The sequence below is a fragment of the Ramlibacter sp. genome (genome assembly GCF_035627355.1).
GTDB lineage: Bacteria > Pseudomonadota > Gammaproteobacteria > Burkholderiales > Burkholderiaceae_C > Ramlibacter.
In genome coordinates, this window is record NZ_DASPLW010000038.1 from 36,932 (window position 1) to 63,685 (window position 26,754).

The 26,754-nt window shown below is 70.0% G+C and carries 26 protein-coding genes and 1 pseudogene; 12 read left to right on the forward strand and 15 right to left on the reverse strand.

Going from position 1 to position 26,754, the window contains the following annotated elements; all coding sequences use genetic code 11:
- Positions 1–14: 14 nt before the first annotated feature.
- Genes VEC03_RS09790 through VEC03_RS09800 form a run of 3 tightly spaced genes read left to right on the forward strand, consistent with a single transcriptional unit; the run spans position 15 to position 2,265 of the window.
- A complete protein-coding gene (locus VEC03_RS09790; RefSeq protein ID WP_324914728.1) occupies positions 15–572 on the forward strand; it encodes an NADPH-dependent FMN reductase in 558 nt (185 codons plus the stop codon).
- Between the two features lie 11 nt (positions 573–583).
- Entirely contained in the window at positions 584–1,510 is a 927-nt protein-coding gene (locus VEC03_RS09795; protein ID WP_324914730.1) for a DUF5996 family protein, read from the forward strand.
- The gene (locus VEC03_RS09800; RefSeq protein WP_324914732.1) at positions 1,507–2,265 is read left to right on the forward strand and encodes an alpha/beta hydrolase family protein; all 759 of its coding nucleotides are present in this window, start codon (positions 1,507–1,509) and stop codon (positions 2,263–2,265) included. The genes VEC03_RS09795 and VEC03_RS09800 overlap by 4 nt, the downstream gene beginning before the upstream one ends.
- 30 nt (positions 2,266–2,295) lie before the next feature.
- On the opposite strand, the gene VEC03_RS09805 is transcribed toward VEC03_RS09800, so the two are convergent.
- Positions 2,296–3,468 (reverse strand): SGNH/GDSL hydrolase family protein, encoded by a 1,173-nt coding sequence (locus VEC03_RS09805; protein ID WP_324914734.1) that lies wholly within the window; start codon positions 3,466–3,468, stop codon positions 2,296–2,298.
- A 151-nt stretch (positions 3,469–3,619) separates the two neighbouring features.
- Here VEC03_RS09805 and VEC03_RS09810 point away from each other — a divergent pair, with 151 nt between their 5' ends.
- The 3 genes from VEC03_RS09810 to VEC03_RS09820 all read left to right on the forward strand — a co-directional run bounded on the left by VEC03_RS09810 (position 3,620) and on the right by VEC03_RS09820 (position 6,010).
- Entirely contained in the window at positions 3,620–4,354 is a 735-nt protein-coding gene (locus VEC03_RS09810) for a Mut7-C RNAse domain-containing protein (protein WP_324914736.1), read from the forward strand.
- Positions 4,355–4,424: 70 nt separating this feature from the next.
- Entirely contained in the window at positions 4,425–5,429 is a 1,005-nt protein-coding gene (locus VEC03_RS09815; protein ID WP_324914738.1) for a cysteine synthase A, read from the forward strand.
- Positions 5,430–5,695: 266 nt separating this feature from the next.
- Complete coding sequence (locus VEC03_RS09820) at positions 5,696–6,010, forward strand: hypothetical protein (RefSeq protein WP_324914740.1); 315 nt, start codon at positions 5,696–5,698, stop codon at positions 6,008–6,010.
- Between the two features lies 1 nt (position 6,011).
- On the opposite strand, the gene VEC03_RS09825 is transcribed toward VEC03_RS09820, so the two are convergent.
- From VEC03_RS09825 to VEC03_RS09870, 10 genes are all read right to left on the reverse strand, one after another.
- The gene (locus VEC03_RS09825; protein ID WP_324914742.1) at positions 6,012–6,995 is read right to left on the reverse strand and encodes an acryloyl-CoA reductase; all 984 of its coding nucleotides are present in this window, start codon (positions 6,993–6,995) and stop codon (positions 6,012–6,014) included.
- A 51-nt stretch (positions 6,996–7,046) separates the two neighbouring features.
- On the reverse strand, positions 7,047–8,012 hold the full coding sequence (locus VEC03_RS09830; RefSeq protein WP_324914744.1) for an AEC family transporter: 966 nt from the start codon (positions 8,010–8,012) through the stop codon (positions 7,047–7,049).
- 6 nt (positions 8,013–8,018) lie between these two features.
- On the reverse strand, positions 8,019–8,921 hold the full coding sequence (locus VEC03_RS09835) for an NAD(P)-dependent oxidoreductase (protein WP_324914745.1): 903 nt from the start codon (positions 8,919–8,921) through the stop codon (positions 8,019–8,021).
- A gap of 9 nt (positions 8,922–8,930) precedes the next feature.
- Entirely contained in the window at positions 8,931–9,908 is a 978-nt protein-coding gene (locus tag VEC03_RS09840; protein ID WP_324914747.1) for a Bug family tripartite tricarboxylate transporter substrate binding protein, read from the reverse strand.
- Between the two features lie 11 nt (positions 9,909–9,919).
- Positions 9,920–10,624, reverse strand: coding sequence for an ABC transporter ATP-binding protein (locus VEC03_RS09845; protein WP_324914749.1), 705 nt, complete (start codon positions 10,622–10,624; stop codon positions 9,920–9,922).
- Positions 10,617–11,396, reverse strand: a complete 780-nt coding sequence (locus VEC03_RS09850; protein WP_324914751.1) for an ABC transporter ATP-binding protein — start codon at positions 11,394–11,396, stop codon at positions 10,617–10,619. Before VEC03_RS09850 ends, VEC03_RS09845 begins: the two co-directional genes overlap by 8 nt.
- Positions 11,393–12,367 carry a branched-chain amino acid ABC transporter permease gene (locus VEC03_RS09855; RefSeq protein WP_324914753.1) on the reverse strand — a complete coding sequence of 325 codons (975 nt, stop codon included), beginning with the start codon at positions 12,365–12,367 and terminating at the stop codon, positions 11,393–11,395. Before VEC03_RS09855 ends, VEC03_RS09850 begins: the two co-directional genes overlap by 4 nt.
- Complete coding sequence (locus VEC03_RS09860; RefSeq protein WP_324914755.1) at positions 12,364–13,236, reverse strand: branched-chain amino acid ABC transporter permease; 873 nt, start codon at positions 13,234–13,236, stop codon at positions 12,364–12,366. Before VEC03_RS09860 ends, VEC03_RS09855 begins: the two co-directional genes overlap by 4 nt.
- Before the next feature lie 109 nt (positions 13,237–13,345).
- On the reverse strand, positions 13,346–14,518 hold the full coding sequence (locus VEC03_RS09865) for an ABC transporter substrate-binding protein (protein WP_324914757.1): 1,173 nt from the start codon (positions 14,516–14,518) through the stop codon (positions 13,346–13,348).
- 175 nt (positions 14,519–14,693) lie between these two features.
- Complete coding sequence (locus VEC03_RS09870; protein WP_324914759.1) at positions 14,694–15,437, reverse strand: GntR family transcriptional regulator; 744 nt, start codon at positions 15,435–15,437, stop codon at positions 14,694–14,696.
- A gap of 208 nt (positions 15,438–15,645) precedes the next feature.
- Here VEC03_RS09870 and VEC03_RS09875 point away from each other — a divergent pair, with 208 nt between their 5' ends.
- The 3 genes from VEC03_RS09875 (at position 15,646) to VEC03_RS09885 (ending at position 18,841) form a co-directional block, all read left to right on the forward strand.
- A complete protein-coding gene (locus VEC03_RS09875; protein WP_324914761.1) occupies positions 15,646–16,689 on the forward strand; it encodes an aromatic ring-hydroxylating dioxygenase subunit alpha in 1,044 nt (347 codons plus the stop codon).
- Positions 16,690–16,694: 5 nt separating this feature from the next.
- Positions 16,695–17,651 carry a PDR/VanB family oxidoreductase gene (locus VEC03_RS09880; protein ID WP_324914763.1) on the forward strand — a complete coding sequence of 319 codons (957 nt, stop codon included), beginning with the start codon at positions 16,695–16,697 and terminating at the stop codon, positions 17,649–17,651.
- Between the two features lie 77 nt (positions 17,652–17,728).
- A complete protein-coding gene (locus VEC03_RS09885; protein WP_324914765.1) occupies positions 17,729–18,841 on the forward strand; it encodes a 5-methyltetrahydropteroyltriglutamate--homocysteine S-methyltransferase in 1,113 nt (370 codons plus the stop codon).
- A gap of 34 nt (positions 18,842–18,875) precedes the next feature.
- On the opposite strand, the gene VEC03_RS09890 is transcribed toward VEC03_RS09885, so the two are convergent.
- Positions 18,876–19,922 (reverse strand): hypothetical protein, encoded by a 1,047-nt coding sequence (locus VEC03_RS09890; protein WP_324914767.1) that lies wholly within the window; start codon positions 19,920–19,922, stop codon positions 18,876–18,878.
- A gap of 404 nt (positions 19,923–20,326) precedes the next feature.
- On the opposite strand from VEC03_RS09890, the gene gdhA reads away from it, so the two are divergent.
- The 3 genes from gdhA (at position 20,327) to VEC03_RS09905 (ending at position 23,098) form a co-directional block, all read left to right on the forward strand.
- Complete coding sequence (gdhA, locus tag VEC03_RS09895) at positions 20,327–21,670, forward strand: NADP-specific glutamate dehydrogenase (protein WP_324914769.1); 1,344 nt, start codon at positions 20,327–20,329, stop codon at positions 21,668–21,670.
- Positions 21,671–21,744: 74 nt separating this feature from the next.
- Entirely contained in the window at positions 21,745–22,728 is a 984-nt protein-coding gene (locus tag VEC03_RS09900) for a virginiamycin B lyase family protein (protein ID WP_324914771.1), read from the forward strand.
- A gap of 76 nt (positions 22,729–22,804) precedes the next feature.
- Complete coding sequence (locus VEC03_RS09905; protein WP_324914773.1) at positions 22,805–23,098, forward strand: GYD domain-containing protein; 294 nt, start codon at positions 22,805–22,807, stop codon at positions 23,096–23,098.
- Positions 23,099–23,210: 112 nt separating this feature from the next.
- Here VEC03_RS09905 and VEC03_RS09910 read toward each other — a convergent pair whose 3' ends face one another.
- The 3 genes and pseudogenes from VEC03_RS09910 to VEC03_RS09920 all read right to left on the reverse strand — a co-directional run.
- Positions 23,211–24,743, reverse strand: a complete 1,533-nt coding sequence (locus tag VEC03_RS09910; protein ID WP_414708475.1) for a SpoVR family protein — start codon at positions 24,741–24,743, stop codon at positions 23,211–23,213.
- A complete protein-coding gene (locus tag VEC03_RS09915) occupies positions 24,740–26,047 on the reverse strand; it encodes a YeaH/YhbH family protein (RefSeq protein ID WP_324914775.1) in 1,308 nt (435 codons plus the stop codon). The genes VEC03_RS09910 and VEC03_RS09915 overlap by 4 nt, the downstream gene beginning before the upstream one ends.
- Before the next feature lie 29 nt (positions 26,048–26,076).
- A pseudogene (locus VEC03_RS09920) lies at positions 26,077–26,754 on the reverse strand (PrkA family serine protein kinase); the annotation flags it as partial.

Here is a 26,754-nt window from a genome sequence, read left to right on the forward strand (position 1 = left end):
CCAGGAAGGACAGCATGACCCGCATCCTCGGCCTCTCCGGCAGCCTGCGCTCGGGCTCGTACAACACGGCGCTGCTGCGCGCCGCCGCCGGCCTGGTGCCGGCCGGCGCGAAGCTGGACATCGCGACCCTGCACGGCATCCCGCTGTACGACGGCGACGACGAAGCGCGCACCGGCATTCCGCCGGCCGTGCAGCAGCTGAAGGAGCGCATCGTCGCCAGCGACGCGCTGCTGCTGGTCACGCCCGAATACAACAACGGCGTCCCCGGCGTGCTCAAGAACGGCATCGACTGGCTCAGCCGGCCGCCGGCGGACATCGCGCGGGTGTTCGGCAACCGGCCGGTCGCCGTGATCGGCGCCTCGCCCGGCGGCTTCGGAACCATCCTGGCGCAGAACGCCTGGCTGCCGGTGCTGCGCACGCTGGGCACCCGGCCCTGGTTCGGCGGGCGGCTGATGGTCTCGCGCGCCGGACAGGTGTTCGACGAAGCCGGAACCCTGGCCGACGAGAAAGTGAAGGCGCAGCTGCAGCAGTTCCTGCGAGGCTTCGTCGACTTCCTGCAGTCCGGCCGCTAGGCGGGGCATCCATGGCGCCCGCGGCATCGACTTCGACGGCCTGGCCACCCTTGCCGTTGGCCGGCTGGCGCGACACCCTGGCCACCCTGCACATGTGGACCCAGATCGTGGGCAAGACCCGGCTGGCGCTGGCGCCCATGGAGAACCACTGGTGGCAGTGCACGCTGTACGTCTCCGAACGCGGGCTGAGCACCAGCCCCATGCCGGCCGGTGCGCGCCTGCTGGTGGTGGAGTTCGACTTCGTCGACCACCGGCTGGTGCTGCGCACGGGCGACGGTGAGAGCCGCCAGTTCGCGCTGGCGCCGCAATCCGTGGCCCGCTTCTACGCGCAGTACCGGCAGGCCCTGGACGAACTGGGCGTCGAGCTGCGGATCCATGCCCGACCGAGCGAGGTCGAGGTGGCGATTCCCTTTGCCGAGGACGAGCAGCACTCGGCCTACGACCGCGATGCGGTGCAGCGCTGGTGGCGCGCGACGATCCAGGCCGATCGCGTGTTCAAGCGCTACCGCAGCAGCTTCACCGGCAAGCAGAGCCCGGTGCATTTCTTCTGGGGCAGCTTCGACCTGGCGGTGACGCGCTTTTCCGGCCGCACGGCGCCGCGCCATCCAGGCGGCGCGCCCAACTGCCCCGACTACGTGATGGTGGAGGCCTACTCGCACGAGTGCTGCAGCGCCGGGTTCTGGCCCGGCGGCGGCCCGGTGGACGAGGCCGCGTTCTATGCCTACGCGTACCCGGAGCCGCCGGGCTATGCCACGGCGCCGGTGGCACCGGCAGCCGCTGCGTACCACCCGCAAGCGCGCGAGTTCGTCCTGCCCTACGAGGCGGTGCGCACCGCGGCCGATCCCGACGCCACGCTGCTGCAGTTCCTGCACAGCACCTACGAGGCCGCCGCGAGCCGGGGCCACTGGGACCGGGTCACGCTGGAGCGCCAGCCATGAAGAGCGAAGCGGCTTCCTTCCCCGGCGCGCACGGGTCCTTGCTCGCAGCGCGACTGGATGCACCGGACGAGGCACCGCGTACCCACGCCCTGTTCGCCCACTGCTTCACCTGCAGCAAGGACATCTTCGCCGCCAGCCGCATCGCCCAGGCGCTGGTCGAGCACGGCATCGCGGTCCTGCGCTTCGACTTCACCGGGCTGGGCCACAGCGAGGGCGAGTTCGCCAACACCGACTTCTCGTCCAACGTGCAGGACCTGGTGGCGGCGGCCGACTGGTTGCGGCGCAGCCACCAGGCGCCTTCCCTGCTGATCGGCCACAGCCTGGGCGGCGCCGCCGTGCTGGTGGCCGCGTCCGCGCTGCCCGAGGTGCGGGCCGTCGCCACCCTAGGCGCGCCCAGCGACGTCGCCCACGTCGCCGGACTCTTTCGCGAGCAGGTCCCCGAGATCGAGGCCCGCGGCGAGGCGCTGGTGCAGCTGGCCGGGCGGTCGTTCCGGATCCGGCGCGAATTCCTGGCCGACGCGGCCGAGCAGAACGTGCGCGAGAAGGTAGCCGCGCTGGGCCGCGCGCTGCTGATCCTGCACTCGCCGGTGGACGACACGGTGCCGATAGGCAACGCCACCGGCCTGTTCGTCAACGCGAAGCACCCCAAGAGCTTCGTGTCGCTGGCCGACGCCGACCACCTGCTGCGGCGCCGCAGCGACGCCGTCTACGCCGCCAATCTCATCGCGGCCTGGAGCGAGCGCTACCTGCCCTGACGGACGCAGGCTGCGGACCCGTATCCGCGTTCAGCGCCAGCCGGCACGGTCCAGCGCCTGCAGGACCGTCGCCGCCAGCAGTTCGTGTCCACGCGGCGAGGGGTGGAACTCGTCGGAGTAGAACCAGGTCTTCCACCAGCCCGCGGCGAGTCCCGCAGGCGGCGACGCATCGAGGGCGGCATCGGTGCACGCCTCGAAGTCGCCGGCGGGCGGACAGGCCGGATCGGTGACGTTGGTGAGGCCGAACTCGGCCGGCCGCGTGTGCTGCGCGGTGAACGCGTCGAAGTACGGCACCAGCGCCACCCGCGGCTCGTCAGCGGCGAGCCGGGCCAGCTCGGTGTTGAAGCCCACGATCCATTGCCGCAGCGCCGCCTCGAATTCGGCACCCGTGACGGGTCCGCCGGGGTCCAGCCCGGCCGCGATGGCGCGGAAGCGCGGCGTGCGCGTGATGTCGGGCACGTCCAGCAGCGCGACGCGGGTGGCGCCCTTGTCCAGCGTGTTGGCCTTCACGGTGTTCCAGTAGGTCTGCGCCAGCGCCTGCATGTACCGGCCGGCCGCAAGCGCTTCGCCGTCGGATTGCGCGAGGGCGTCGGCAATGTCGGATGCATCGAGCTGTTGCGCGAGCAGGGCGCTGTAGATCGCCGCTTCTGCCGTGCCGCCCTGGCGGGCGTCGAGGTAGGCGTCCGCCAGGGCCGCCGCATCGTTGGCGCCGGCGTCCACCACGACCAGGTCGCCGGCTTGCCAGGCCCCTCCGTTGGTTTCGACGGCGGCCTCGAGCTGGTCCTGCAGCGACAGGGGAACGTTCGATCCACCGCGGGTGACCGGATTCACGACCTGCGCACCGCCGACGGCGAAGTCGGTGCAGGCCTCGTTGCGGGTGAAGGTCTCGCCGTCGTCACTGGAGAAGTGGTTGCAAAGGGGGTCGACACCGAGGTCCGCCGCGACGAGGTCCGGATAGATCGGATAGCCCGTGGCCCGGTCGGCCGCGTTCTGCACCGTGGCCTTCAGGCCGAAGGTGCCGACGTCGGCCAGGCTGTCACCGGCCACGAACATGCGCGAGACCGGTGCTGCCGACGCCAGGGGCGGCGATGGTTCCGGCGACGAGGCCTCGCCGTCGCCGCCGCCCCCGCAAGCCGTGTTCAGGAGCAGTGCGAAGGCGGCCAGCACCGCAGCGAGGGCGCGGCGAGGGAGAGCGGTTGCCATGGGAGCGGGTCCTGGTCGGTGGGTGGCGGACGGTCGAGCCTGCACGGGCCGCCCGAACCATCGAGCCTCGCATCGCCGACGATGTCCCCGCCATGGCTCCAATGGGCCAGATCACCGGCAGCACGGCGGCCGGCGTACCCTGAAGCCTCCAATGGTGACGGCCACTTTCCGCTTCTACGAGGAGCTGAACGATTTCCTCGCCCCCGCGCGCCGGCGGCGCGAGTTCAGCGTGCCCTGTGCCCGCGCCGCCACCACCAAGCACATGATCGAAGCGCTGGGGGTTCCCCACACCGAGGTGGAGCTCATCCTGCTCAATGGCGAGTCGGTCGGCTTCGGCGCCCTCCTGCGCGACGGCGACCGCGTGGCGGTGTACCCGAAGTTCGAGGCCTTCGACGTCACGCCGCTGCTGCGCGTGCGCGAGCAGCCGCTGCGCGACACGCGCTTCGTTGCCGATTGCCACCTCGGCACCGTCGCCCGCCTGCTGCGCATGATGGGCTTGGACACCCTGCACGACAACGGATTCGCCGGCGAGGAGATCGAATGCATCGCCGCGGCGCAGGGCCGCGTCGTGCTGACGCGCGACCGTGGCCTGCTCATGCGGGCCAGCATCACGCACGGCTGCTACGTGCATGCACTGCACCCGGAGCAGCAGCTGCGCGAGGTCGTCGAGCGGCTGGACCTGGCGCGCAGCGCCCGCCCCTTCACGCGCTGCCCGCACTGCAATTCGGCCTTGCAGGCCGTGGCCAAGGCGCAGGTGGAGGAACACCTGCCGCCCACCGTACGCGCGCGGTACGACCGCTTCGGACGTTGCGAAGGCTGCGGGCGCCTGTTCTGGGAAGGCGAGCACTGGCAGCGCCTGCGCGCCGTGCTGGCAGCGCAGCGGTGATCGCCGCCCATCCGATCGCGGATGCTCGACTCGCCAGTAGTCTTATCCAGCCGCGCTATCCTGACTCGTCATGGACGTGCGTGACGGATTTGCCGATGCAGTCGGCAACACCCCGCTGATCAGGCTGCGCAAGGCCTCCGAACGGACGGGGTGCACCATCCTCGGCAAGGCCGAGTTCATGAACCCCGGCGGCTCGGTCAAGGACCGCGCCGCGCTGCACATCGTGCTGGGTGCCGAAGCACGCGGTGACCTGAAGCGCGGCGGCGTGATCGTCGAAGGCACGGCCGGCAACACCGGCATCGGGCTGGCGCTGGTGGGCAACGCCCGCGGCTACCGCACCATCGTCGTCATCCCGGAAACCCAGAGCCGCGAGAAGAAGGACGCACTGCGCCTGTACGGGGCCGAGTTGCGCGAGGTGCCTGCGGCGCCCTACAGCAACCCTGCCAACTACGTGCACGTGGCCGAGCGCCTGGCCTCGGAGCTCGCGCGCTCGGAAACCGGCGGCGTCCTGTACGCCAACCAGTGGGACAACCTCTCCAACCGCGAAGCGCACGTGCGCACCACCGGTCCGGAGATCTGGCGCCAGACCGACGGCCAGGTCGACGGCTTCGTCTGCTCGATCGGCACCGGCGGAACGTTGGCGGGCACCGGCCTGTACCTCAAGGAGCGCAAGCCCGGCGTGCGCATCGCGGCCGCCGACCCGATGGGCGCGGGGATGTACCACTGGGTCAAGCACGGCGAACTGCGCAGCGAGGGGAGCTCCATCACCGAAGGCATCGGCCAGAACCGCATCACGCGCAACCTGGAAGGCGCGCCCATCGACGATGCCTACGCGATCGGCGACGAGGAGGCGCTGCCGCTGCTGTTCGACCTGCTCAAGGAGGAAGGGCTGTGCCTGGGCGGCTCCAGCGGCATCAACGTGGCCGGCGCCATCCGCCTGGCGCGCGACCTCGGGCCCGGCCACACCATCGTGACCATCCTGGCCGACTCCGGCACGCGCTACCAGTCCAAGCTGTACAACCCCGCGTTCCTGCGCGAGAAATCGTTGCCCGTCCCTGCCTGGCTGGCGTCCTGACGCGCCCCTCACGGGCCTGCGCTGCCGGGCAATCGGCTGCGCGACGATCATGCGGACCTGCTGGACAAGGAAAAGTCTTTGATATTCGCCGGGGCGGTCTGTATATTCCAGCCCCCCGACAACGTGGACCGACCACGGGCACGATCAGGCGCTTGCACCCTCCCAGAGCTGCCCACCGGCGCGCCGAAGCGCTCCGACGCGCACCCTCGTACCCGGGCAGGGACCTGACCTCCACCCTTGGCAGCCCATCCTTCCAGGAGCCGGCTGTGAGCCTTCGCAAGTTCCTCCCCTTTCCGTTCGTCGCCCTGACCGCGGGCGCGAGCTGCCTGGCGAACCCCCTGCCCGTGCAGGACGCCGAATTCGCCCGGGCGAGCAGCGGGCAGCTGCGCGCTGCCTACCTCGAGTGCGATCGCGTGTCGGCGCAGACGCGCGTGGACCAGGACTTCATGATCCGCTGCCAGAAGGTGGCCGACGCCCTGCGCCACCGCGACTTCGGCGGCGACTTCGAGCGCCAGCTGCGCTGGTGGCGGTCGGCCCGCAAGGCACCCGACGTGGCTGCCGGGGGCGGGGCGCGCAACTGAGCTAGTCCTGCACGCGGATCACCGTCCGGCCCTTGATCCGCCCGCCCGCCACGGCATCGATCATCTTCGGCAGCTCCTCGAACGGGTGCACCTGCGCGATGCTCGCCAGGTGCCGGGGCCGCAGGTCGCTTCCGAGCCGCTGCCAGAGATGGTCGCGCAGGACGCGGTCGTTGTCGGAGTTCACGCCGATCAGCCGCACGCCGCGCAGGATGAAGGGCATGACGGTGGTGGTGAACTCCACGCCCAGGGCGTTGCCGATGCTGGCGATCACGCCATCGCGCTGCATGGTGCGGGTCAGCCCGGTCAGCGCCTGGCCGCCCAGCGAATCGACCGCGCCCTGCCACAGCGCGCTCTCCAGCGGCTTGCTGCCCACCGGCAGCGTGGCGGCGTCGACCACCTCGGTGGCACCCAGGGCCGTGAGGTAGTCCTTCTCGGCCAGCTTGCGGGTGGCGGCCACCACGTGGAAGCCGCGCTGCGACAGCAGGTCGATGGCCACGCTGGCCACGCCGCCGGAAGCGCCGTTGACCAGCACCTTGCCCTTGTCCGGCGCCAGCCCGTTCAGCTCCATCAGTTCGACGGCGAGCGCCGCGGTGTAGCCGGCCACGCCGATGGTGATGGCCTCCAGCGTGCTCATGCCCGCCGGCAGGCGGTTGACCCAGTCCGCCGGGGCGCGCGCCACCGGCGAGTAGCCGCCGTGGTGCGACACGCCGAAGCCGTGGCTGTGCACGATCACGGCATCGCCCGGCTTGAACAGGGGCGAGCGGGAGGCGCGCACCGTGCCGGTCGCGTCGATGCCGCCGATGCAGGGGAAGCGCCGGATCACCGGCATCCTGCCCGTGGCCGCCAGCGCATCCTTGTAGTTGATGCTGGCGTACTCCACCCGGACGTCGACCTCGCCGTCGTCCAGCTGCGATTCGTCCATCTCGGTGAACGCCGCCGACACGCGATCCTGCTTGGTGACCAGGTAGGCCTTGAACTTGTCCATGGGTGCTCCTTCTGCTCGGGTGGATCGCCCGATGCTACACAGCCGCCGGCTTCAGCGCGGCAACTGCGGCAGCAACCACAACAGGGTCGTGAGGGTGAAGAAGGACGCCACCGTGGTGCCCAGCTGCGCGGCCGCCGCCATGCTGTCGTGCCCGTGCTTCTGCGCCAGGATCGGGTAGATGCCCAGCATGGGCACCGCCGCCATCACGACCACGGTGACCTGCAGTTCGCGCGGCATGGGCGGCAGCAGCCAGACCAGCGCGAGCACCGCCAGCGGGTGCAGCAGCAGCTTGCCGACAGCGACCACCGAGACGTCGCGCGCCATGCCGCGCGCCGGGATGCCCACCAGCGAGCCGCCGATCACCATCAGCGAGATCGCGGCCGTGGACACGGCGAACAGGTTGACGGCCTTGGCCAGCGGCTCGGGCAACCGCCAGCCGAACAGCGAGAACAGGAAGCCGAGGGCGATGCCGTGGATCATCGGGTTGCGGGCGATGCCGCGCGCCGATTGCCACAGGGCCGCGCGCAACCGCTGGCCGCGCGTGCTGCCGGACGGCGCGTCGCCCTGGTCGCTGTCGGCGATGGCCAGCGCCAGCGGCAGCAGCAGCAGGTTCTCCACCACCATCGCCAGCGCCAGGCCGACGCCGGCGGTGGACGCGCCGAACAGCTGCAGGACCAGCGGGAAGCCGATGAAGCCGCTGTTCGGGCAGGACATGCCCATGCCCACGGTCGCGGCGCCGGACACGCTCTTGCCCGCCGCCTTGCGCGCCCACAGGATGCCGGCACCCATGGCCACCAGCGCACCGCCGCCGTAGGCCGCGACGAACACCGGCTCCAGCACCTCGCCCACGCTGCGCGAGGAGAGCGCGTTGAACAGCAGCGCCGGCAGCGCGAGGTTGATCACGTACTTGCCGAACACGCGCATCTCCGCGCGCGCGAACAGCCCGGCGCGGGTGGCCAGGTAGCCCACCGCCATCACCAGGTAGATCGGCAGCGTGATCGAGAGGACGGAACCCAAGGCCGCTCAGCCCTTGGGGCAGGCGGCGATCAGCCGGTCGGCATAGGCCTGCCAGGGGGCGTCCTTGCCGATGCCCTGGAACACGCCGGCGGCGGCCTGGTCGGCCACCCACTGCTGCTTGTCGGCGATGGCGGCCGCCATCAGCGGCGGGAACCCCGCCTCCTTCACCGTATTGGCCGACTCGCGCATCTCCTCGGCCCGGCGCTTGCCGTGCTGCGCCACGCGGCTGAAGAAGTACGCACCCTGCCTGGGCCAGTCGATGCCGGGGAAGGTCTCGGCCAGCGTGGGCAGCACGTGCTCCTCGACCCCGTACTGGCGCGCGGTGGTGTAGCTTTCGATCACCAGCGCCTCCAGACCCTTGATCATCACGCTGCGGCACATCTTGATGGCGCTGGCCACGCCCAGCTGCTCCGAGACCGCCTTCGCGTCCATGCCCCAGGCGGTGAGCAGCTGCGCGAGCTCCGCCGCCTTCGCGCCGCCCAGCAGCATGGGCACGCGGATGCCGTAGGGCGGCACCGAGGTCATCACGCCCGCTTCCACGTAGTGCGCGCCGCGCGCGTCGACCAGCGCCGCCGCCTGCTGCTTGGTGCCCGGCGAGGCCGAGTTCAGGTCCAGGAACACGGCACCGGGCCGCAGGTGCGGCGCGGCTTCCTGCGCCACGGCCAGCGTGCTGGAGGCCGTCACGGCGGAGATCACCAGGTCGCTGGCCTGGCACAGTGCCTGCATCGAATCGTGCGCCACCACGCCGACCTCGCGCGCATGCGCGAGCTCGGCGTCGCGCGTGCCGGGCTGCGCGAACTTCAGGTCCCAGGCGCCGGCCTGGACGACGCCCGGCTGGCCCTTCAAGCCGGCCGAGAAGATCTTGCCGACCTCGCCGTAACCGACCAGGCCTATGCGTGGCAATTGCATGCTGTCCTCCTATTGGCGTGGAATGCCCGCCCTGGCGATCACCTCGGCCCAGCGGCGGATGTCGGAGGCCAGGTGCTCGCCCAGCTGCGCGGGCGTGCCGCCCTGCGCCTCCATGTTCAGGTTGGCCAGCTGCCGTCGCACCTCGGGGCGCGCCAGGGCGGCGTTGATGGCGCGATTCAGCCGCTCGATGGCAGCCGCCGGCGTCTTCGCCGGCGCGGCCAGGCCGTTCCAGGAGCGTACGCTGAAGTGGGCCAGCGACCCGCCGGCCTCGCGCGCCGGCGGCACGCCCGGCAGCTGCACCGCCGGGCGATCGCCCAGCACGGCCAGCGGCCGCAGCGCGCCGCCGCGGATCTGGCCCATCAGCGGGCCGGCGATGTCGATCGCCGCGTCCAGCTGGCCGGCGCGCAGCGCATTCACCACCGGCGGCGTGCCGTTGAACGGCACCACCTGCGCGTCCAGGCCGGCCGCGGCCTTGAACAGCTCGGCCGCCAGGTTCTGCGTGGTGCCCACCTGCGGCGTGCCCAGGTTCAGCCGGCCGGGATGGGCGCGCGACCAGGCCAGCAGTTCCTGCAGGGTGCGGAAGCGCCCGCCCTCGGCTGCGACCAGCACCAGGTCGAAGACGGCGAGCTGCGACACCGGCGCGAAGTCGCGCAGCGTATCGAACGGCAGCGACTTGAACAGCGCGGCACTGACGGCCGTGCCGCTGGACACCAGCAGCAGGGTGTGGCCGTCCGGCTCGGCGCGCGCGACCTGCTCGCCGGCGACCACGCCGCCTGCACCCGGCTTGTTCTCGACGACGATCGGCTGGCCGAGGTCGGCGGCCATCGCCTGCCCCACGGCGCGGGCGGTCAGGTCGGCGGCGCCGCCCGGGCCGTTGGGCACCACGATGCGGATCGGCCGCGAGGGGAAGGCCGGCTGGGCCATCGCCAGCGGCGACACCGCGGCCAGGGCGAGCGAAGCGCGAAGGATCCGGCGTCGGTGCAACATCGGCGCGGAGCTTAGCGCGCCACGCCCAGCAGCCGGTCGAGCAGCGACTCGTCGTGCAGCAGCTCGCTCGCGCTGCCGCCATGCACCACGGTGCCGCGATCGAGCACCACGGCGCGATCGGAAATTGCCAGGATGGCCTGCGGATGCTGCTCCACGATGATGGCCGACAGGCCCTCGTCGCGGGTGATGCGGCGGATGGCGCGCAGCAGTTCCTCGACGATGATGGGCGCCAGGCCCTCCAGCGGCTCGTCCAGCAGCAGCAGCCGCGGGTTGAGCACCAGCGCGCGGCCGACGGCCAGCATCTGCTGCTCGCCACCGGACAGCTGCGTGCCCAGGTTGGCCTTGCGCTCCGCCAGCCGCGGGAACATGGCGTAGACGCCGTCCGGCGTCCACTTGCCGGGCCGCGCCACCGCCGTCAGGTTCTCGTGCACGGTGAGCGACTTGAAGATGTTGCGCTCCTGCGGCACCCAGCCGATGCCGGCCCCGGCGCGCTGGTGGGTGGGCAACTTGTGCAGGGCGGCGCCACCCAGCGCGATGCTGCCGGCATGGCGGCGGGTCACGCCGGCCAGGGTGTTGATCAGCGTGGTCTTGCCGGTGCCGTTGCGGCCCAGCAGGGCCAGCGTGGCGCCCTCCTCCAGCGCGAACGACACGTCCTGCAGCACGACGGCCTCGCCGTAGCCGGCGCTGAGGCCTTCGACCCGGAGCAGCTCAGGCATGGGCCACCTCCGCGGGACGGTGCGACTCGCCGGTCCCCAGGTAGACCTCGCGCACCCGGTGGTCGGCGGCGATCTCCTCGGGCGTGCCCTCGGTCAGCACGGCGCCGTTGACCAGCACCGTCATGCGGTTGGCGAAACTGAAGACCAGATCCATGTCGTGTTCGATCAGCAGCACCGACACGTCGGCCGGCAAGGCCGCGACGGTCTGCAGGATTTCCTCGCGCTCGCCCGCCGGCACGCCGGCCACCGGCTCGTCCAGCAGGAGCACGCGCGGCTCGCAGGCCAGCGCGATCGCGATCTCCAGCAGGCGGCGCTTGCCGTAGGCCAGGTGCTCGGTGCGCTGGTCCATCACCTCGGAGAGGCGGAACTGCTCCAGCAGCTGCTCGCAGCGTTCCGTGACGCCGCGGTCGCGCCCCAGCGCCTGCCAGAAGCGCGCCCCCACGCCGCGTTGCTGCGAGGTGACGAAGGCCAGCGTCTGCAGCGGCGTCATCGAGGGGAAGAGCTGGTTGATCTGGAACGTGCGCACCAGGCCCATGCGCACGCGCCGGTGCGGCGCCATCCGGGTGATGTCGCGGCCTTCCAGCGTGATGCGGCCCTCGGTGGGATCGAGCACGCCGGTCAGCAGGTTGATCAGCGTGGTCTTGCCGGCGCCGTTCGGCCCGATCAGGGCGTGGCGCGCGCCGCGCTGCAGGTCCAGGGTGACGTTGCTGGTGGCGGTGATGCCGCCGAACCGCTTCACCAGCCCCTGGGCGGACAGGACGATGTCGCTCATGCCGCCCTCCCGCGCCGGAACCAGGTCCAGGGCTTCAACAGCCGGTCGCGGCCGACCAGCACCAGCACCACCAGGAACAGGCCCAGCCAGAAGGTCCAGTACTGCGGTGTGATGGCCGACAGGAAGTCCTGCATCAGCTTGAAGACGATGGCGCCCAGCACGCCGCCGTACAGCCAGCCGGTGCCGCCCACCACCAGGATCAGCAGCACGTCGGCCGAGCGATGGAACTCGAACACGTCCAGCGAGGCGAAGCCGGTGGTCTGCGCCAGCAGCGCGCCGGCGGCGCCGGCCAGCGCCGCGGCGACCGTGTAGGCGATCGCGACGCGCGAGCCCACCGGGATGCCGACCGCCATCGCGCGCAGCCGGTTGTCGCGGATCGCCTCCAGCGACACGCCGAAGGGCGAGCGCGCGAAACGGCGCACCAGCAGGAAGCACAGCAGCAGCACCGACAGCGAATACCAGGCCGCCGTGCGGCCCATCAGGTCGAACTCGAAGCGGCCCAGCACCGGGCCCATGATCACGCCCTGCAGGCCGTCGGCGCCTCCCGTCAGCCAGTCGAGCTTGTTGGCCAGCTCCAGCAGGATCAGCGCGACGCCCAGCGTCACCATCAGGCGCGTGAGGTCGCTGCCGCGCTGCACCGTGAGGCTGGCGACGGCCCCCAGCACGGTCGCAGCCACGATGCCGACGGCCAGGCCGGCCAGCGGATCGGGCATCACGTGCTTGGCGAACAGTGCGGCGCTGTAGGCGCCGAAGCCGAAGAAGGCCGCATGCCCGAGCGACACGATGCCGGTGTAGCCCAGGACCAGGTCCAGCGAGACGGCGAACAGGGCCACGATGGCGATCTCGTTGACGATCGCCGAGTACTGCGACAGCAGCAGCGGCGAGGCGAACGCCAGCAGCCACAGCACCGGCTCCCAGGGCTTCCAGCGGGCGGCGCGCAGCAGCGCCGCCTGGGCACGTTCGCCGCTCATGCCTTGGCCCCCCGCGAGAACAGGCCCTGCGGCCGCCAGATCAGGATGGCGATCATCAGCGTGTAGACGATGAAGGCGCCCAGCTTGGGGATGTAGTACTTGCCCGCCACGTCGGCGATGCCCAGCAGCAGCGCGGCCAGCAGCGGGCCGGTGATCGAGGAGGTGCCGCCCACGGCCACCACGATCAGGAAATAGATCATGAACTTGAGCGGGAAGGTCGGGTCCAGCCCCAGCACCTCGGCGCCGAGCGCGCCGCCCAGGCCCGCCAGGCCGCTGCCGAAGGCGAAGGTCGCGAGGAACACCACGTTCACGTTGATGCCCAGCCCGGCGGCGACCCGCTGGTCGTCCACCGCGGCGCGCAGGCGGCTGCCGAAGCGGGTGTGCGACAGCACGTACTGCAGGGCGACGGTGAGGGCCGCGCAGACGGCGATGATGAACAGGCGGTAGTGGCCCATGCCCAGGCGCCAGTCGCCGGCGGCGAGCTCGGTGCGGCCGCGTAGCCACTCGGGCAGCTGGATGATCTGCTGGGTGGAACCGACGAAGTAGTCGACGGCGGCCACGGCCATGAAGGTCAGGCCGATGGAGAACAGCACCTGGTCCAGGTGCGGCTTGTTGTACAGCGGCCGGTACAGCGTGCGCTCCAGCACCGCCCCCAGCAGCGCCGGGACGATGAAGGCGATCGGCAGGCACACCAGGAAGGGGACGTCGGCGCGCTGCATCAGCAGCACCGTGACGTAGCCGCCGGCCATGGCGAAGGCGCCGTGCGCCAGGTTGATGAAGTTCATCAACCCCATGGTCACGGCCAGTCCCAGGGCCAGGATGAACAACAGCATGCCGTAGGCGATGCCGTCGAAGAGGATGGTGAGCATGTCGGGGGCGGAATTTGCTCCCTCCCCCTCTGGGGGAGGGTTGGGGTGGGGGCAGCGCGCGTGCCCCTCACCCCCGCCCTCTCCCCAAGGGGGAGAGGGCGCAAGACAGTCATTTCGTCTTGCCGGGGTCCTTCACGTCCTTGATCACGTCGAACTCGACGTTCCAGAGCTGGCCGTCCTTCTTCTCCACCTTGCGCAGGTAGACGTTCTGCGTGATGTCGCGGGTCTGGGCGTCGATCAGCACGGGGCCGCGCGGGCTCTCGAACATCATGCCCTTCATGGCGTTGACCAGTTGCTCGCCCTTGCCCTTGCCGCCGGTCTTCTTCACGGCTTCGTAGATCAGGCGCATGCCGTCGTAGCCGCCCATGGCCATGAAGTTGGGGCGCAGCCCGTTGTTGGCCTTCTGGAAGGCCTCGACGAACTTCTTGTTGGCGGCCGACGGGTGCGCGGCCGAGTAGTGGTGCGAGGTGACCACGCCGATGGCGACGTCGCCCATGTCGTTGAGCTGGTCGTCGTCCGTCACGTCGCCGGTGGCGATCAGGCGGATGCCGGCCTTGTCCATGCCGCGCTCGGCGAACTGCTTCATCACCGCCGCGCCGGCGCCCGAGGGCACGAACACGAACAGCGCGTCGGGCTTGAGGTCGCGCACCTTCTGCAGGAAGGGGGCGAAGTCCGGGTTGCGCAGCGGCACGCGCAGCGACTCGGGCACCTTGCCGCCGTTGAACTGGAAGCGCTCCTTGAAGAACTTCTCGGCGTCGATGCCGGGGCCGTAGTCGCTCACCAGCGTGACCACGTTCTTGATGCCGTTCTTGGGTGCCCAGTCGGCCAGCGCCACCGACACCTGCGGGAGCGTGAAGCTGGAACGCACGATGAAGGGCGAGGCCTGGGTGATGCTGGAGGTGGCCGCAGCCATCACCACCAGCGGCGTCCTGGCCTGGGTGGCGAGCGGCGCCACCGCCAGCGCGGACGGTGTGATGCCCATGCCGGCCAGCACGTCCACCTTCTCGTTGACCAGGAGTTCCTGCGCCAGGCGGCGCGTCATGTCGGGCAGGCTGGTGTCGTCCTTGACGATCAGTTCCACCTTGCGGCCGGCGACGGTGTCGCCGTTCTGCGCGATCCACAGCTTGGCCGCGGCCTCGATCTGGCGGCCAGTGGTGGCCTGCTGGCCCGTCATGGGCAGGATCAGGCCGATCTTGAGCGGCGCGCCTTGGGCGAATGCCAGGCCGCCGCTGGCGAGCAGGGCCGCGCAGGCCGTGGCCCGCAGCAGGGTTCTCTTGTGCATGGAAAGTTCTCCTCGAAGGAAGGGAATGAACGCGGGCCGCGCATCCGCTGCCGGGCTGTGATTCTGCATAGCGCCGGCGCGCGAGCCAAGGGAGGGGCCGGTCTATCAGCTATCCCGCTTGGGCATAGCTGGCCTTGCGATATCCGGCGAGTGCAAGGCATCCGCACCTGGTCCTCTAGGCGCGTTTGCGGATCAGTCGCACGGCCGGCATCCGGTCGAGGTGGTGGCCCTGCATGGCCTCGCGCAGGTTGCGCTGAGCCAGCCGGGAGTGCTCGCGCATGATGGCCTCGGCCCGCGCGCCCTCGCGCTGCTCGATCGCCTCCAGCACCTGCCGGTGCTGGTCCTGGGCCACGACCAGCATGTCGCGCGCCCGCGCCGAGTTGGCCTGGACGACCACGAAGCCGGAAGGGGATGCGAAGGGCAGGCTGACCACGCGGTCGAGCTCGCGCGCCAACACGGCGCTGCCGGCCAGTTCCGCCAGCAGCGCGTGGAAGCGCTGGTTCAGGGCCACATAGCGGGAGAAGGCCTCGTCGTCGAGCGCCGGCTGGTCCAGCACGGCGTCGATCCCCGTCAGGCACTGGCGGGCCTCGGACAGGACCACCGCCGGCGCACCGCGCTCGGCCGCCAGCCGCGCCGCCAGCCCTTCCAGCGTGCCGCGCAGCTCGATCGCGTCGGCCACGTCGCGCTCGCTGAAGGTGCGCACCGCGTAGCCGCCGTTGGGCAGCGCGTCCAGCAGGCCCTCCTGCTCCAGCCGCATCAGCGCGCTGCGGATGGGCGTGCGCGAGACCCCCAGCTTCTCCACGATGGCCAGCTCGGCGATGCGGCTGCCGCCGGCCAGTTCGCCGGACAGGATCAGCTCGCGCAGGCGCAGCTGGGCCTTGACGGCCTGGGAACTCGAATCCAGGTTGGGATCTTTCATGTATACATCCAGGTACCAGAGAGGCCGAATCCCCTGCGGGACGCAGGGAACCAAAGCAATATACAGGGGAACGGGCCGCTGGCAAGCCAGCGTGAACCCGAGCTTCCCGACGCCCTTTCGGCAAGGGCTTTCTTGCGCCCCTTCGCATTCGTTGTATACATTGCGTATTCTCAACACCCAATTCTCCATCCACCGGACCCACGCTGCCATGTTTCCCAAGAACGCCTGGTACGTCGCCTGCACCCCCGACGAGATCGACGCCAAACCGCTGGGGCGCACCATCTGCAACGAGAAGATCGTCTTCTGGCGCCCCGCCCCCGGCCAGGTGGCCGCGGTCGAGGATTTCTGCCCGCACCGCGGCGCCGCCCTGTCGCTGGGCCGGGTCTGCGACGGCCAGCTGGTCTGCGGCTACCACGGACTGGTCATGGGTTGCGAGGGCAAGACCGTGTCCATGCCCGGCCAGCGCGTGCAGGGCTTTCCCAAGGTGCGGGCCTACCCCGTGGCCGAGAAATACGGCTTCGTCTGGGTCTGGCCCGGCGACCCGGCGCTGGCCGATCCGTCGACGATCCACCACCTGGAGTGGGCCGGCAACCCGGCCTGGGCCTACGGCGGCGGCCTGTACCACATCGCCTGCGACTGGCGCCTGATGGTGGACAACCTGATGGACCTGACGCACGAGGCCTATGTGCACGTGGGCAGCATCGGCCAGAAGGAGATCGACGAGACGCCGGTCACGACCAAGACCGAGGGCGACCACGTGATCACCAGCCGCTTCATGGAGAACGTGATGGCCCCGCCCTTCTGGCGCGCCAACCTGCGCGGCGCCGGGCTGGCCGACGACGTGCCGGTGGACCGCTGGCAGGTCTGCCACTTCTACCCGCCGAGCCACGTGATGATCGAAGTGGGCGTGGCCCATGCCGGCAAGGGCGGCTACCACGCCGACCCGAAGGACAAGGTCTCCAGCATCGTGGTGGACTTCATCACGCCCGAGACCGACACCACCATGTGGTACTTCTGGGGCATGGCGCGCAACTTCCGGCCGCAGGACGCGGCGCTCACGGCGCAGATCCGCGAAGGCCAGGGCAAGGTGTTCGCCGAGGACCTGGCCGTGCTGGAAGCGCAGCAGCGCAACCTGTCGGCCTGGCCGGACCGCCGGCTGCTGATGCTCAACATCGACGCCGGCGGCGTGCAGTCGCGCCGCATCATCGACCGGCTGATCGCGGCCGAGCAGCCCCTGAAGCAGGCTGCCTGAAGCGCATGACCGACATCACCGTCAAGGTCCTGCGCCGGACGCAGGAAGCGCAGGACATCGCCAGCTTCGAGCTGGTGCGGCCCGACGGCGGCCCGCTGCCGGCCTTCGGCGCCGGCTCGCACATCGACGTGCACGTGCCGGGCGGGCCGATCCGCCAGTATTCGCTGTGCAACGACGACGGCGAGCAGCACCGCTACCGCATCGCGGTGCTGCGCGACGCCGCCAGCCGCGGCGGCTCGGCCGGCCTGCACGAGCGCGTGCGCGAGGGCGACGTGCTCACCATCAGCGAGCCGCGCAACCACTTCCCGCTGGTCCACGTGCGCCGCACCGTGCTGCTGGCCGGCGGCATCGGCATCACGCCGCTGCTGTGCATGGCCCAGCGGCTGGCGGCGATCGGCGCCGACTTCACCCTGCACTACTGCACGCGCTCGGCCGCGCGCACGGCGTTCCGCGAGGAGATCCTGCGCTCGCCCTTCGCGGACCGGGTGCAGTTCCACTTCGACGACGGGGGGCCGGCGCAGAAGCTGGACCTGGCGGCGGCCCTGGGGCCGCAGGATGCCGACACCCACCTGTACGTCTGCGGCCCCATGGGCTTCATCGACTTCGCGGTGCAGGGCGCCCGCGCCGCCGGCTTCGGGCCCGAGCAGATCCACCTGGAGTACTTCGGCGCAGCGCCCAAGGCGGCCGAGGGCGACGGCGCGTTCGACGTCCGGATCGCCAGCAGCGGGCAGCTGGTCACGGTCCCGGCCGACAAGACCGTGGTGCAGGCCCTGGCGGCGGCCGGGGTGGAGATCCTCACGTCCTGCGAGCAGGGCGTGTGCGGCACCTGCCTGACCCGGGTGCTGGAAGGCGAATGCGAGCACCGCGACCTCTATCTCACGGACGAGGAGAAGGCGCGCAACGACCAGTTCACCCCCTGCTGCTCGCGGGCCCGCAGCCCGCTGCTGGTGCTCGACCTGTAGGCGCAGAAGCCCCGCTGACCGGCGGGCGCGGACGGAGTAACCTTCCGCCCATTGACCCAACCAAGAGGACGACGCCCATGATGAAACTCCCTGCCCGCTACGACCACGTCGGCAGCTTCCTGCGCCCGAAGTACCTGCTGGAGGCGCGCGAGAAGAAGGCCCGCGGCGAGATCACGCCCCAGCAGCTGCGCGAAGTGGAGGACAAGGCGATCGCCGAGATCGTGCAGTTCCAGGAGAGCGTCGGCCTCAAGAGCATCACCGACGGCGAGTTCCGCCGCACCTACTTCCACATCGACTTCCTCGAGCAGCTCGGCGGCGTCAAGACCGACATCCCGGTCACGATCCGCAAGGCCGACGGCAGCGAGGAACTGGCGCCGCCGGTGATCCGGGTGGTCGACAAGGTGCGGCACGCCAAGGACATCCAGAAGGCCGACTTCGAGTTCCTCAAGGCCAACGTGGGCGCCGGCCGCACGCCCAAGGTGTGCATCCCCTCGCCCACCATGCTGCACTTCCGTGGCGGGCGCGCCGGCATCAGCAAGGAGGCCTACCGCGAGCTGGACCCGGCGTTCTACGACGACGTGGCCAAGGCCTACGGCGACGAGCTGCGCTCGCTGTACGCGGCCGGCTGCCGCTACGTGCAGATGGACGATACCAACCTGGCCTACCTGTGCGACGAGAAGATGCGCGAGGCGGCGCGCCAGCGCGGCGACGACCCCAACGAGCTGCCGCACCGCTACGCCAAGTTCATCAACAAGGTCGTGGCGCAGAAGCCCGAGGGCATGCTGCTGGCCATGCACCTGTGCCGCGGCAACTTCAAGAGCACCTTCGCCGCCGCCGGCAACTACGAGCCGGTGGCCGAGGCGCTGCTCAAGGAGATGGACATCGACGCCTACTTCATGGAGTACGACGACGACCGCTCGGGCGACTTCCGGCCGCTGCGCTACCTGCCCAAGGGCAAGACGGTGGTGCTGGGGCTGGTGACCACCAAGGTCGGCCAGCTGGAGAGCAAGGACGTGCTCAAGCGCCGCATCGACGAAGCCTCGAAGTACGCCCCGATGGAGCAGCTGGCCCTGTCGCCCCAGTGCGGCTTCTCCAGCACCGTGCACGGCAACAACATCGCGGTGCAGGACCAGCGCAACAAGCTGCGGCTGGTGATCGAGACGGCGCGGGAAGTCTGGGGCGAGGACTGACCCTGCCTCCCTGGCCAGCAGGCCGGCGGCCGGCCTAGCGCGCCGTCCGCCTCGCCGGCTGCAGCCCGAACGGCTGCACCGCCTGCGGAGGCTGCGCCCGGTCCGCCGGCGCGCCGCAGGGGCCGGGCACGACGACGCTGGCGCTGCCCTTGGCCACCAGTTCCTCCAGCACGCGCAGCCGCACCGGCGCGGCGGGATCGTCGGGGAACTTGCGTGCGAAGAAGGCCGGCGTCGCGCGCAGTGCCGGCAGGTCGGATTCCTCCAGCCGGCGCGGGTGGGCCTGGTCGTAGCGGCTGATGTAATGGTTGAGCGGCCCGCGCGTGCGGCTGGCCCGCATCAGCAGCGAGGGCACGAGGAACTCCTCGGCGATGCGCAGTCCGCTGGCCCATGCGCGCAGCTGCGGCTCATCGAAACCCTGGACCAGCCGGCGCACCATCTCCTTTCGCGCGCCGAACCACACCGATCCGTAATACGGCGGCAGGGCCGCCCCGAAGGAGTGGCGGCCCCAGGCCCCGGCCGCGGCCAGCCGCGTGGCCTCCCAGGCCAGGCGGGCACGCCAGCCGGCGCCCCCGCCCGCATGGATCCAGACGCCGACCTCGTCCCGCCGCGAGGCCGAACCGGCGAAGTACTCGCGCGACAGCCGGCGCAGCACCCGGTGCCGGAAACCGCCCTCCGGCGAGAAGGCGCGGTAGCCGACGCTCATCAGGCAGTCGCGGTCGGCCAGCAGGTCGATGGCGCCGAAATGCGCGTCGACGCCGCCGGCCACGTGCGCCTCGAACTGAGCCATCGGCTTGATCGGCAGGCAGGTCGGGCTGAGCAGCTGGAGGTAGTCGAAGTCCCGCTGCTCCACCGCATGGCGCAGGGCATGGAAGATGCCCTCCACGAAGCCCCAGGTGGCCCAGCCCGTCCGGCGCGGCTCGGGCACGAACGCGACGTTGGGGGATTGCAGGGGGAAGTCCGGCGTTTGCGAGAAATCGTGGTGCACCAGCACGTCGTGCGGCTGCAGGGCACGGGCGAGCTGGTCGACCGTCGCCACCGGGGCGACCGCCGACATCACGACGAACAGGATGCGGGGGTTCACGGCAGGCGCTGGGCGATGTTCAGACGATGTCGGACTCTTCATGACGTGTCCGGAAGCGGACGGTCCCAACCCGGCCAGGGGCCCGGGGCGACCCTGTCCTCCCCGCCGATCCGCGTCGTGGCCACCTGCCGGGCATGGCGACCTGCATGCGGGCTGCATTGCCGAGCTTGTGGGGTGCTCACTGTCGGCGCCGGCCAGTTCATCGGCAGGTAGGAAAACCCACCGACCGCCTGTCGGAGCGGCCCCCGATTCGACCCGGCGCGGGGTGCCCGGCGCGGATGGCCGCTGCACCACGTTGGCGCCTAATACTTCCGTACTGGTGCGTAACAGTGGGCTTGCGCACGGTTGAGGTGCGTGGATGAGCGACAATATGCGTTTGCCGCATCACATCCATACCAACCGTCATGAAGTACGCAAGCAGCCATGATTTCCTGGCCCAGGTGGCCACGCGCAACCCGGGCCAGCCCGAATTCCTGCAGGCGGTGACCGAAGTCATCGAAAGCCTGTGGCCCTTCATCGAGCGCAACCCCCGCTATGCCGAACATGGCCTGCTCGACCGGCTGGTGGAGCCCGAGCGCATCATCCAGTTCCGCGTGTCCTGGGTCGACGACCACGGCGACGTGCAGGTCAACCGGGCCTTCCGGATCCAGCACAGCTCCGCCATCGGTCCGTACAAGGGCGGCCTGCGCTTCCACCCTTCGGTGAACCAGTCGATCCTGAAGTTCCTGGCCTTCGAGCAGACCTTCAAGAACGCCCTGACCACGCTGCCCATGGGCGGCGGCAAGGGCGGCTCCGACTTCGATCCCAAGGGCAAGAGCCCCGGCGAGGTCATGCGCTTCTGCCAGGCCTTCGTGACGGAGCTGTTCCGCCACGTGGGCTCCGACACCGACGTGCCGGCCGGTGACATCGGCGTGGGCGGCCGCGAGGTCGGCTTCATGACCGGCATGATGAAGAAGCTGTCCAACCGGGCCGACTGCGTGTTCACCGGCAAGGGCCTGTCCTTCGGCGGCTCGCTGATCCGCCCGGAAGCCACCGGCTACGGCACGGTCTACTTCGCCGAGGAGATGCTCAAGCGCAGCGGCAAGTCCTTCGAGGGCCTGCGCGTCAGCGTGTCCGGTTCGGGCAACGTGGCCCAGTACGCGGTGGAGAAGGCGATGGCGCTGGGCGCCAAGGTGGTGACGGTGTCCGACTCCAGCGGCACCATCGTCGACAAGGACGGCTTCACGCCGGCCAAGCTGGCCGAGCTGATGGAGGTGAAGAACCACCTGTACGGCCGCGTGAGCGACTACGCCGAGCGCACCCGCACCCAGTTCCTGCCGGGCAAGTCGCCGTGGGCGGTGCCGGTGGACGTGGCCCTGCCCTGCGCCACCCAGAACGAGCTGACCGGCGAGGACGCCAAGGTGCTGGTCAAGAACGGCGTGCTGTGCGTCGCCGAAGGCGCCAACATGCCTTCGACCCTGGACGCGGTCCACGTGTTCGAGCAGGCCGGCGTGCTGTTCGCCCCCGGCAAGGCCAGCAACGCCGGCGGCGTGGCCACCTCGGGCCTGGAGATGAGCCAGAACGCGATGCGCCTGTCCTGGCCGCGCGAGGAAGTCGACGCCCGCCTGCTCGGCATCATGCAAGGCATCCATGCCGCCTGCGTGGAGCACGGCACCCGCGAGGACGGCAGCGTCGACTACGTGGACGGCGCCAACATCGCCGGCTTCGTGAAGGTGGCCGACGCCATGCTGGCGCAAGGCGTGATCTGACCTGATCGAAACCCCTGCGCGGGACGCCGTCCCGCGCCAGAATGGGCGCCCCGGAACCCCCGCCGGAGGCACCCATGTCGTTCCTGTCCCGCCGTCGCCTGATCCAGGCCGGCAGCCTGCTACCCCTCGCCGCCGCGCTGCCGCTCGAGGCTGCGCCCGGCCGGCTCCAGAGCTGGAAGCTCGCCACCCCGCGCCGTACCGGCATCCATGACGTCGCCCCCGCGCCGGACGGCGGCGTGTGGTTCAGCGCGCAGGCCAGCGGCCATCTCGGCTGGTTCGATCCGCGGACGGGCCGCACCGAACTGGTCGCGCTGGGCAGCGGTTCATCGCCGCACGGGGTGATCCAGGGACCCGATCGCGCAGCCTGGCTGACCGACAGCGGCCAGAACGCCATCGTGCGCGTCGGCTGGCCCGACCGGCAGGTGCGCGTCTTCCCGCTGCCGGACGGCACGCCCTACGCCAACCTGAACACGGCCGCCTTCGACGGCGACGGCGACCTGTGGTTCACCGGCCAGTCGGGCTGGGTGGGCAAGGTCGCGGTGCGCACCGGCGAAGTCAGCGTGAAACCGTCGCCGCGCGGCCGCGGCCCCTACGGCATCTGCGCCACGCCGTCGGGCGACATCTGGTGGTGCTCGCTGGCCGGCTCCTTCATCGCGCGCGTCGACCGGCGCACCGGCGAGTCGCAGGTGGTGCAGCCGCCGACCCCCGGCCAGGGCGCGCGGCGGGTCTGGAGCGACAGCCAGGGCCGCATCTGGGTCAGCGAATGGAACAGCGGCCAGCTCTCGATGCACGACCCGCGCTCGGGTGCCTGGCGCGCCTGGAAACCGCCGGGCACGAACACGCGCGTCTATGCCGTGTACGTGGACGAGCGCGACGTCGCGTGGATCTCCGAATGGGGCGGCAATGCCGTGTACTCGTTCGATCCCGCCAGTGAACGTTTCGAACGTTACGCCCTGCCGCGCGAGGGAGCCAGCGTGCGCCAGATCCTCGGCCGCCCCGGCGAGGTGTGGCTGCCCGAGAGCGGGACCGAGCACATCACGGTGATCCGCACGGGCTGAGCGCCGCGGCGTCGCCTGAGCTTGAATTCGGCGGGGTCGCCGCCTACCTTGCAGGCCCCCACTCCAGGAGTCTGCCATGGCGACCTACTTTGCACTTGTGACGTTCACCGACCAGGGACTGCGCAGCGTGAAGGACACGGTCAAGCGCGCCGACGCGGCTCAGGAACTGGCCAGCCGCTTCGGCGTGCGGATGACCGAGATCCACTGGACGTTGGGTCCGTGCGACGTGCTGGTCAAGTGCGAAGCGCAGGACGAGGCTTCGGTCACGGCGTTCAACCTGGCGCTGTGCTCGGCCGGCAACGTGCGCACCCAGACGCTGCGTGCGTTCTCGCGCGACGAGATGGCCAAGGTGATCGAGAAGCTGCCGTAGGAAGCCGGCACCAGGCGCGCGTTGCGCTGGATCCCCCGCCTTCGCGGGGGATGACCAACAAGGGAAATGGGTCAGGCCCCGCCATTGCAGGGAGGACGACGCAGGGCCCGCGCTAATGGTTGTTCTGCTGCGGCGTGATTTCCCAGTGCTGCAGCACGCGCTCGTGGTTGTCCACGCTTTCCAGCCGCACGCGGAAGCCCCAGAGGCGGGCGACGTGCTTGACCACCTCCTCGGCACCGTTGTCGAGGGGGCGGTCGTTCTGGCGGGTGTGGCGCAGCGTCAGTGAGCGATCGCCGCGCAGGTTGACGTTCCAGACCTGGATGTTGGGCTCGCGCCAGTTCAGGTCGTACTGCCGTGACAGCGCTTCGCGCACGTGGCGGTAGCCCATGTCGTCGTGGATGGCCGAGACCTCCAGCTCGCGCTGGGCCGCATCGTCGACAATGGAGAACAGCCGGAACTCGCGCATCAGCCGCGGCGACAGGTACTGGCCGATGAAGCTCTCGTCCTTGAAGTGCCGCATGGCGTAGTCCAGCGTCCTGACCCACTCGCCGTTGCCGGCGATGTCGGGGAACCACTCCCGGTCCTCGTCGGTGGGCTCCATGCAGATGCGCTTGAGGTCGGTGAACATGCCGAACCCCAGCGCGTACGGGTTGATGCCCGAGTAGCGCGGATCGGTCACCGGCGGCTGGAACACCACGTTGGTGTGCGAGGACAGGCACTCGATCATGAAGCCGTCGCCCAGCCGGCCCTGGTCGTACAGGGTGTTGAGCAGGGTGTAGTGCCAGAACGTCGCCCAGCCCTCGTTCATGACCTGGGTCTGGCGCTGCGGGTAGAAGTACTGCGCGATCTTGCGCACGATGCGCACCACCTCCCGCTGCCAGGGCTCCAGCAGCGGCGCATTCTTCTCGATGAAGTACAGGATGTTCTCCTGCGGCTCCTCGGGAAAGCGCCGGTGTTCCTTGCGGGCCTGCTTGCCCGGCTGGCGCGGCAGGGTGCGCCACAGGTCGTTGACCTGCTGCTGCAGGTAGGCCTCGCGCTCCTTGCGGCGCTGCTCTTCCTCCACCAGGCTGATCTTCTGCGGCCGGCGGTAGCGGTCCACCCCGTAGTTCATCAGCGCATGGCAGGCGTCCAGCACCTCCTCGACCGCGTCCAGCCCGTGGCGCTCCTCGCACTCGGCGATATAGCCCTTGGCATAGACCAGGTAGTCGATGATGGACGAGGCGTCCGTCCACATCCGGAACAGGTAGTTGCCCTTGAAGAAGGAGTTGTGGCCGAAGCAGGCGTGCGCCATCACCAGCGCCTGCATGGGCAGCGTGTTCTCCTCCATCAGGTAGGCGATGCAGGGGTCGGAGTTGATGACGATCTCGTAGGCCAGCCCCATGTGGCCGCGGCGGTAGTTCTTCTCGCTGGCGATGAACTGCTTGCCGTAGGACCAGTGGCGGTAGTTCACCGGCATGCCGACGGACGCATAGGCGTCCAGCATCTGCTCGGCCGAGATCACCTCCAGCTGCACCGGGTAGGTGTCGAGCCCGAAGCTCTCCGCCGTGCGCCGGATGGCGTCGAAGTACTCCTCGATCAGCTCGAAGGTCCAGTCCGAGGCCTGAGGCAGGCGGTCGGCGCCGCGCACGGGTTCGAAGACCATCATGGCGTCGCTCCCGCCGGGTTCTTGCGGAACAGGTCGCGGAACACCGGGAAGATCTGCGCCGGCGTGACGATCTTCTGCATGGCGAAGTTGGCGTTGGCCTCGAGCACGCGGGTGTACTCCTCCCACAGGTTCTGGTCCTCGTCGGCCACCTGCACGTAGGCGAAGTAGCGGCACAGCGGCAGCAGCTTGCCCTCCAGCAGTTCGCGGCACTTGGACGAGTCCTGCTGCCAGTTGTCGCCGTCCGACGCCTGGGCGCCGTAGATGTTCCACTCGCTGCCCATGTAGCGCTCGCGGATGATCTCGTTCATCAGCGTCAGCGCGCTGGACACAACGGTGCCGCCGGACTCGGTGGCGTGGAAGAACTCGTCCTCGGTCACCTCGGCCGCCTGGGTGTGGTGGCGGATGAAGATCACGTCGGTCTGCTTGTAGTGCCGGGTGAGGAACAGGTACAGCAGGATGAAGAAGCGCTTGGCCAGGTCCTTGCGCGCCTCGTCCATGGAGCCGGACACGTCCATCAGGCAGAACATCACGGCCTTGCTGGTGGGCAGCGGCTCGCGCACCCGGTGGCGGTAGCGCAGGTCGAACGGATCCAGGAAGGGCACGCGCGCCAGGCGCTGGCGCAGTTCCTCGATCTCGGCCTTGAGCGCCTCGATCTCCGCCGCCGGCGTGTCGCTGCGCGACTCCAGCAGCGCCAGGTGCTCCTCGGCGCGGCGCAGCTGCCGGCGCGCGTCGCCGCCCATGGCGATGCGGCGCGCCAGCCCCACGCGCATGGAGCGCACCACGTGCAGGCTGGTCGGGTTGCCCTGGGACACGAAGCCGGCGCGGCGGGTCTTCCACTCCGGCGCATCGGCCAGCAGCTGGGTGCGGATCAGCCGCGGCAGCGCCAGGTCGTCGAAGAAGTAGTTCATGAACTCCTCCCGCGTGATGCGGAAGGTGAAGTCGTCCTCGCCGGTGCCGTCCGGGGAGGCGTTGCCGCCGCCGCCCCCGGCGCCCCCGCGCGGGCGCGGGATGCGGTCGCCGCGCACGTACTCCTGGTTGCCCGGGTGCACCATCTCGCGGCTGCCGCCGGGGCCGTGGCTGAACACCGGCTCGTTCACGTCGCGGCGCGGCAGGCTGATGTCGGCGCCCTCTTCGATGTTGTGGATGCTGCGGTCACCCACCGCCTTGCGCACCGCATCGCGGATCTGCTCGCGGTAGCGGCGCAGGAAGCGCTCGCGGTTGCCGATGGACTTGTTCTTGCCCGACAGCCGCCGGTCGATCACCTGGTGGAGCGCGGCGCGCTCCGGTCGCTTGTCAGAGGCCACCGTTCTAGGCCTTCCTTGCGGTCAAGGGGTCACGAACTCTTGCGAACGCGGAGATACCACTCGCACAGCAGCCGCACCTGCCGGTGCGTGTAACCCTTCTCGACCATCCGGTTGACGAAGTCCTCGTGCTTCTTCTGCTCGTCGGCGCTGGCCTTGGCGTTGAAGCTGATCACGGGCAGCAGGTCCTCGGTGTTGGAGAACATCTTCTTCTCGATCACCGTGCGCAGCTTCTCGTAGCTGGTCCACACCGGGTTCTTGCCGGCGTTGTTGGCGCGGGCACGCAGCACGAAGTTGACGATCTCGTTGCGGAAGTCCTTGGGGTTGGACAACCCGGCCGGCTTCTCGATCTTCTCCAGCTCGGCGTTGAGCGCCGCGCGGTCGAAGATCTCGCCGGTGTCGGTGTCGCGGTACTCCTGGTCCTGGATCCAGAAGTCGGCGTAGGTGACGTAGCGGTCGAAGATGTTCTGCCCGTACTCGGAGTACGACTCCAGGTACGCGGTCTGGATCTCCTTGCCGATGAACTCGGCGTACCGCTGCGACAGGTGCTCCTTGATGTACGACAGGTACTTCTGCTCGACCTCGGGCGGGAACTGCTCGCGCTCGATCTGCTGCTCCAGCACGTACATCAGGTGCACCGGGTTGGCGGCGATCTCGTTGCTGTCGAAGTTGAAGACCTTGGACAGGATCTTGAAGGCGAAGCGGGTGGA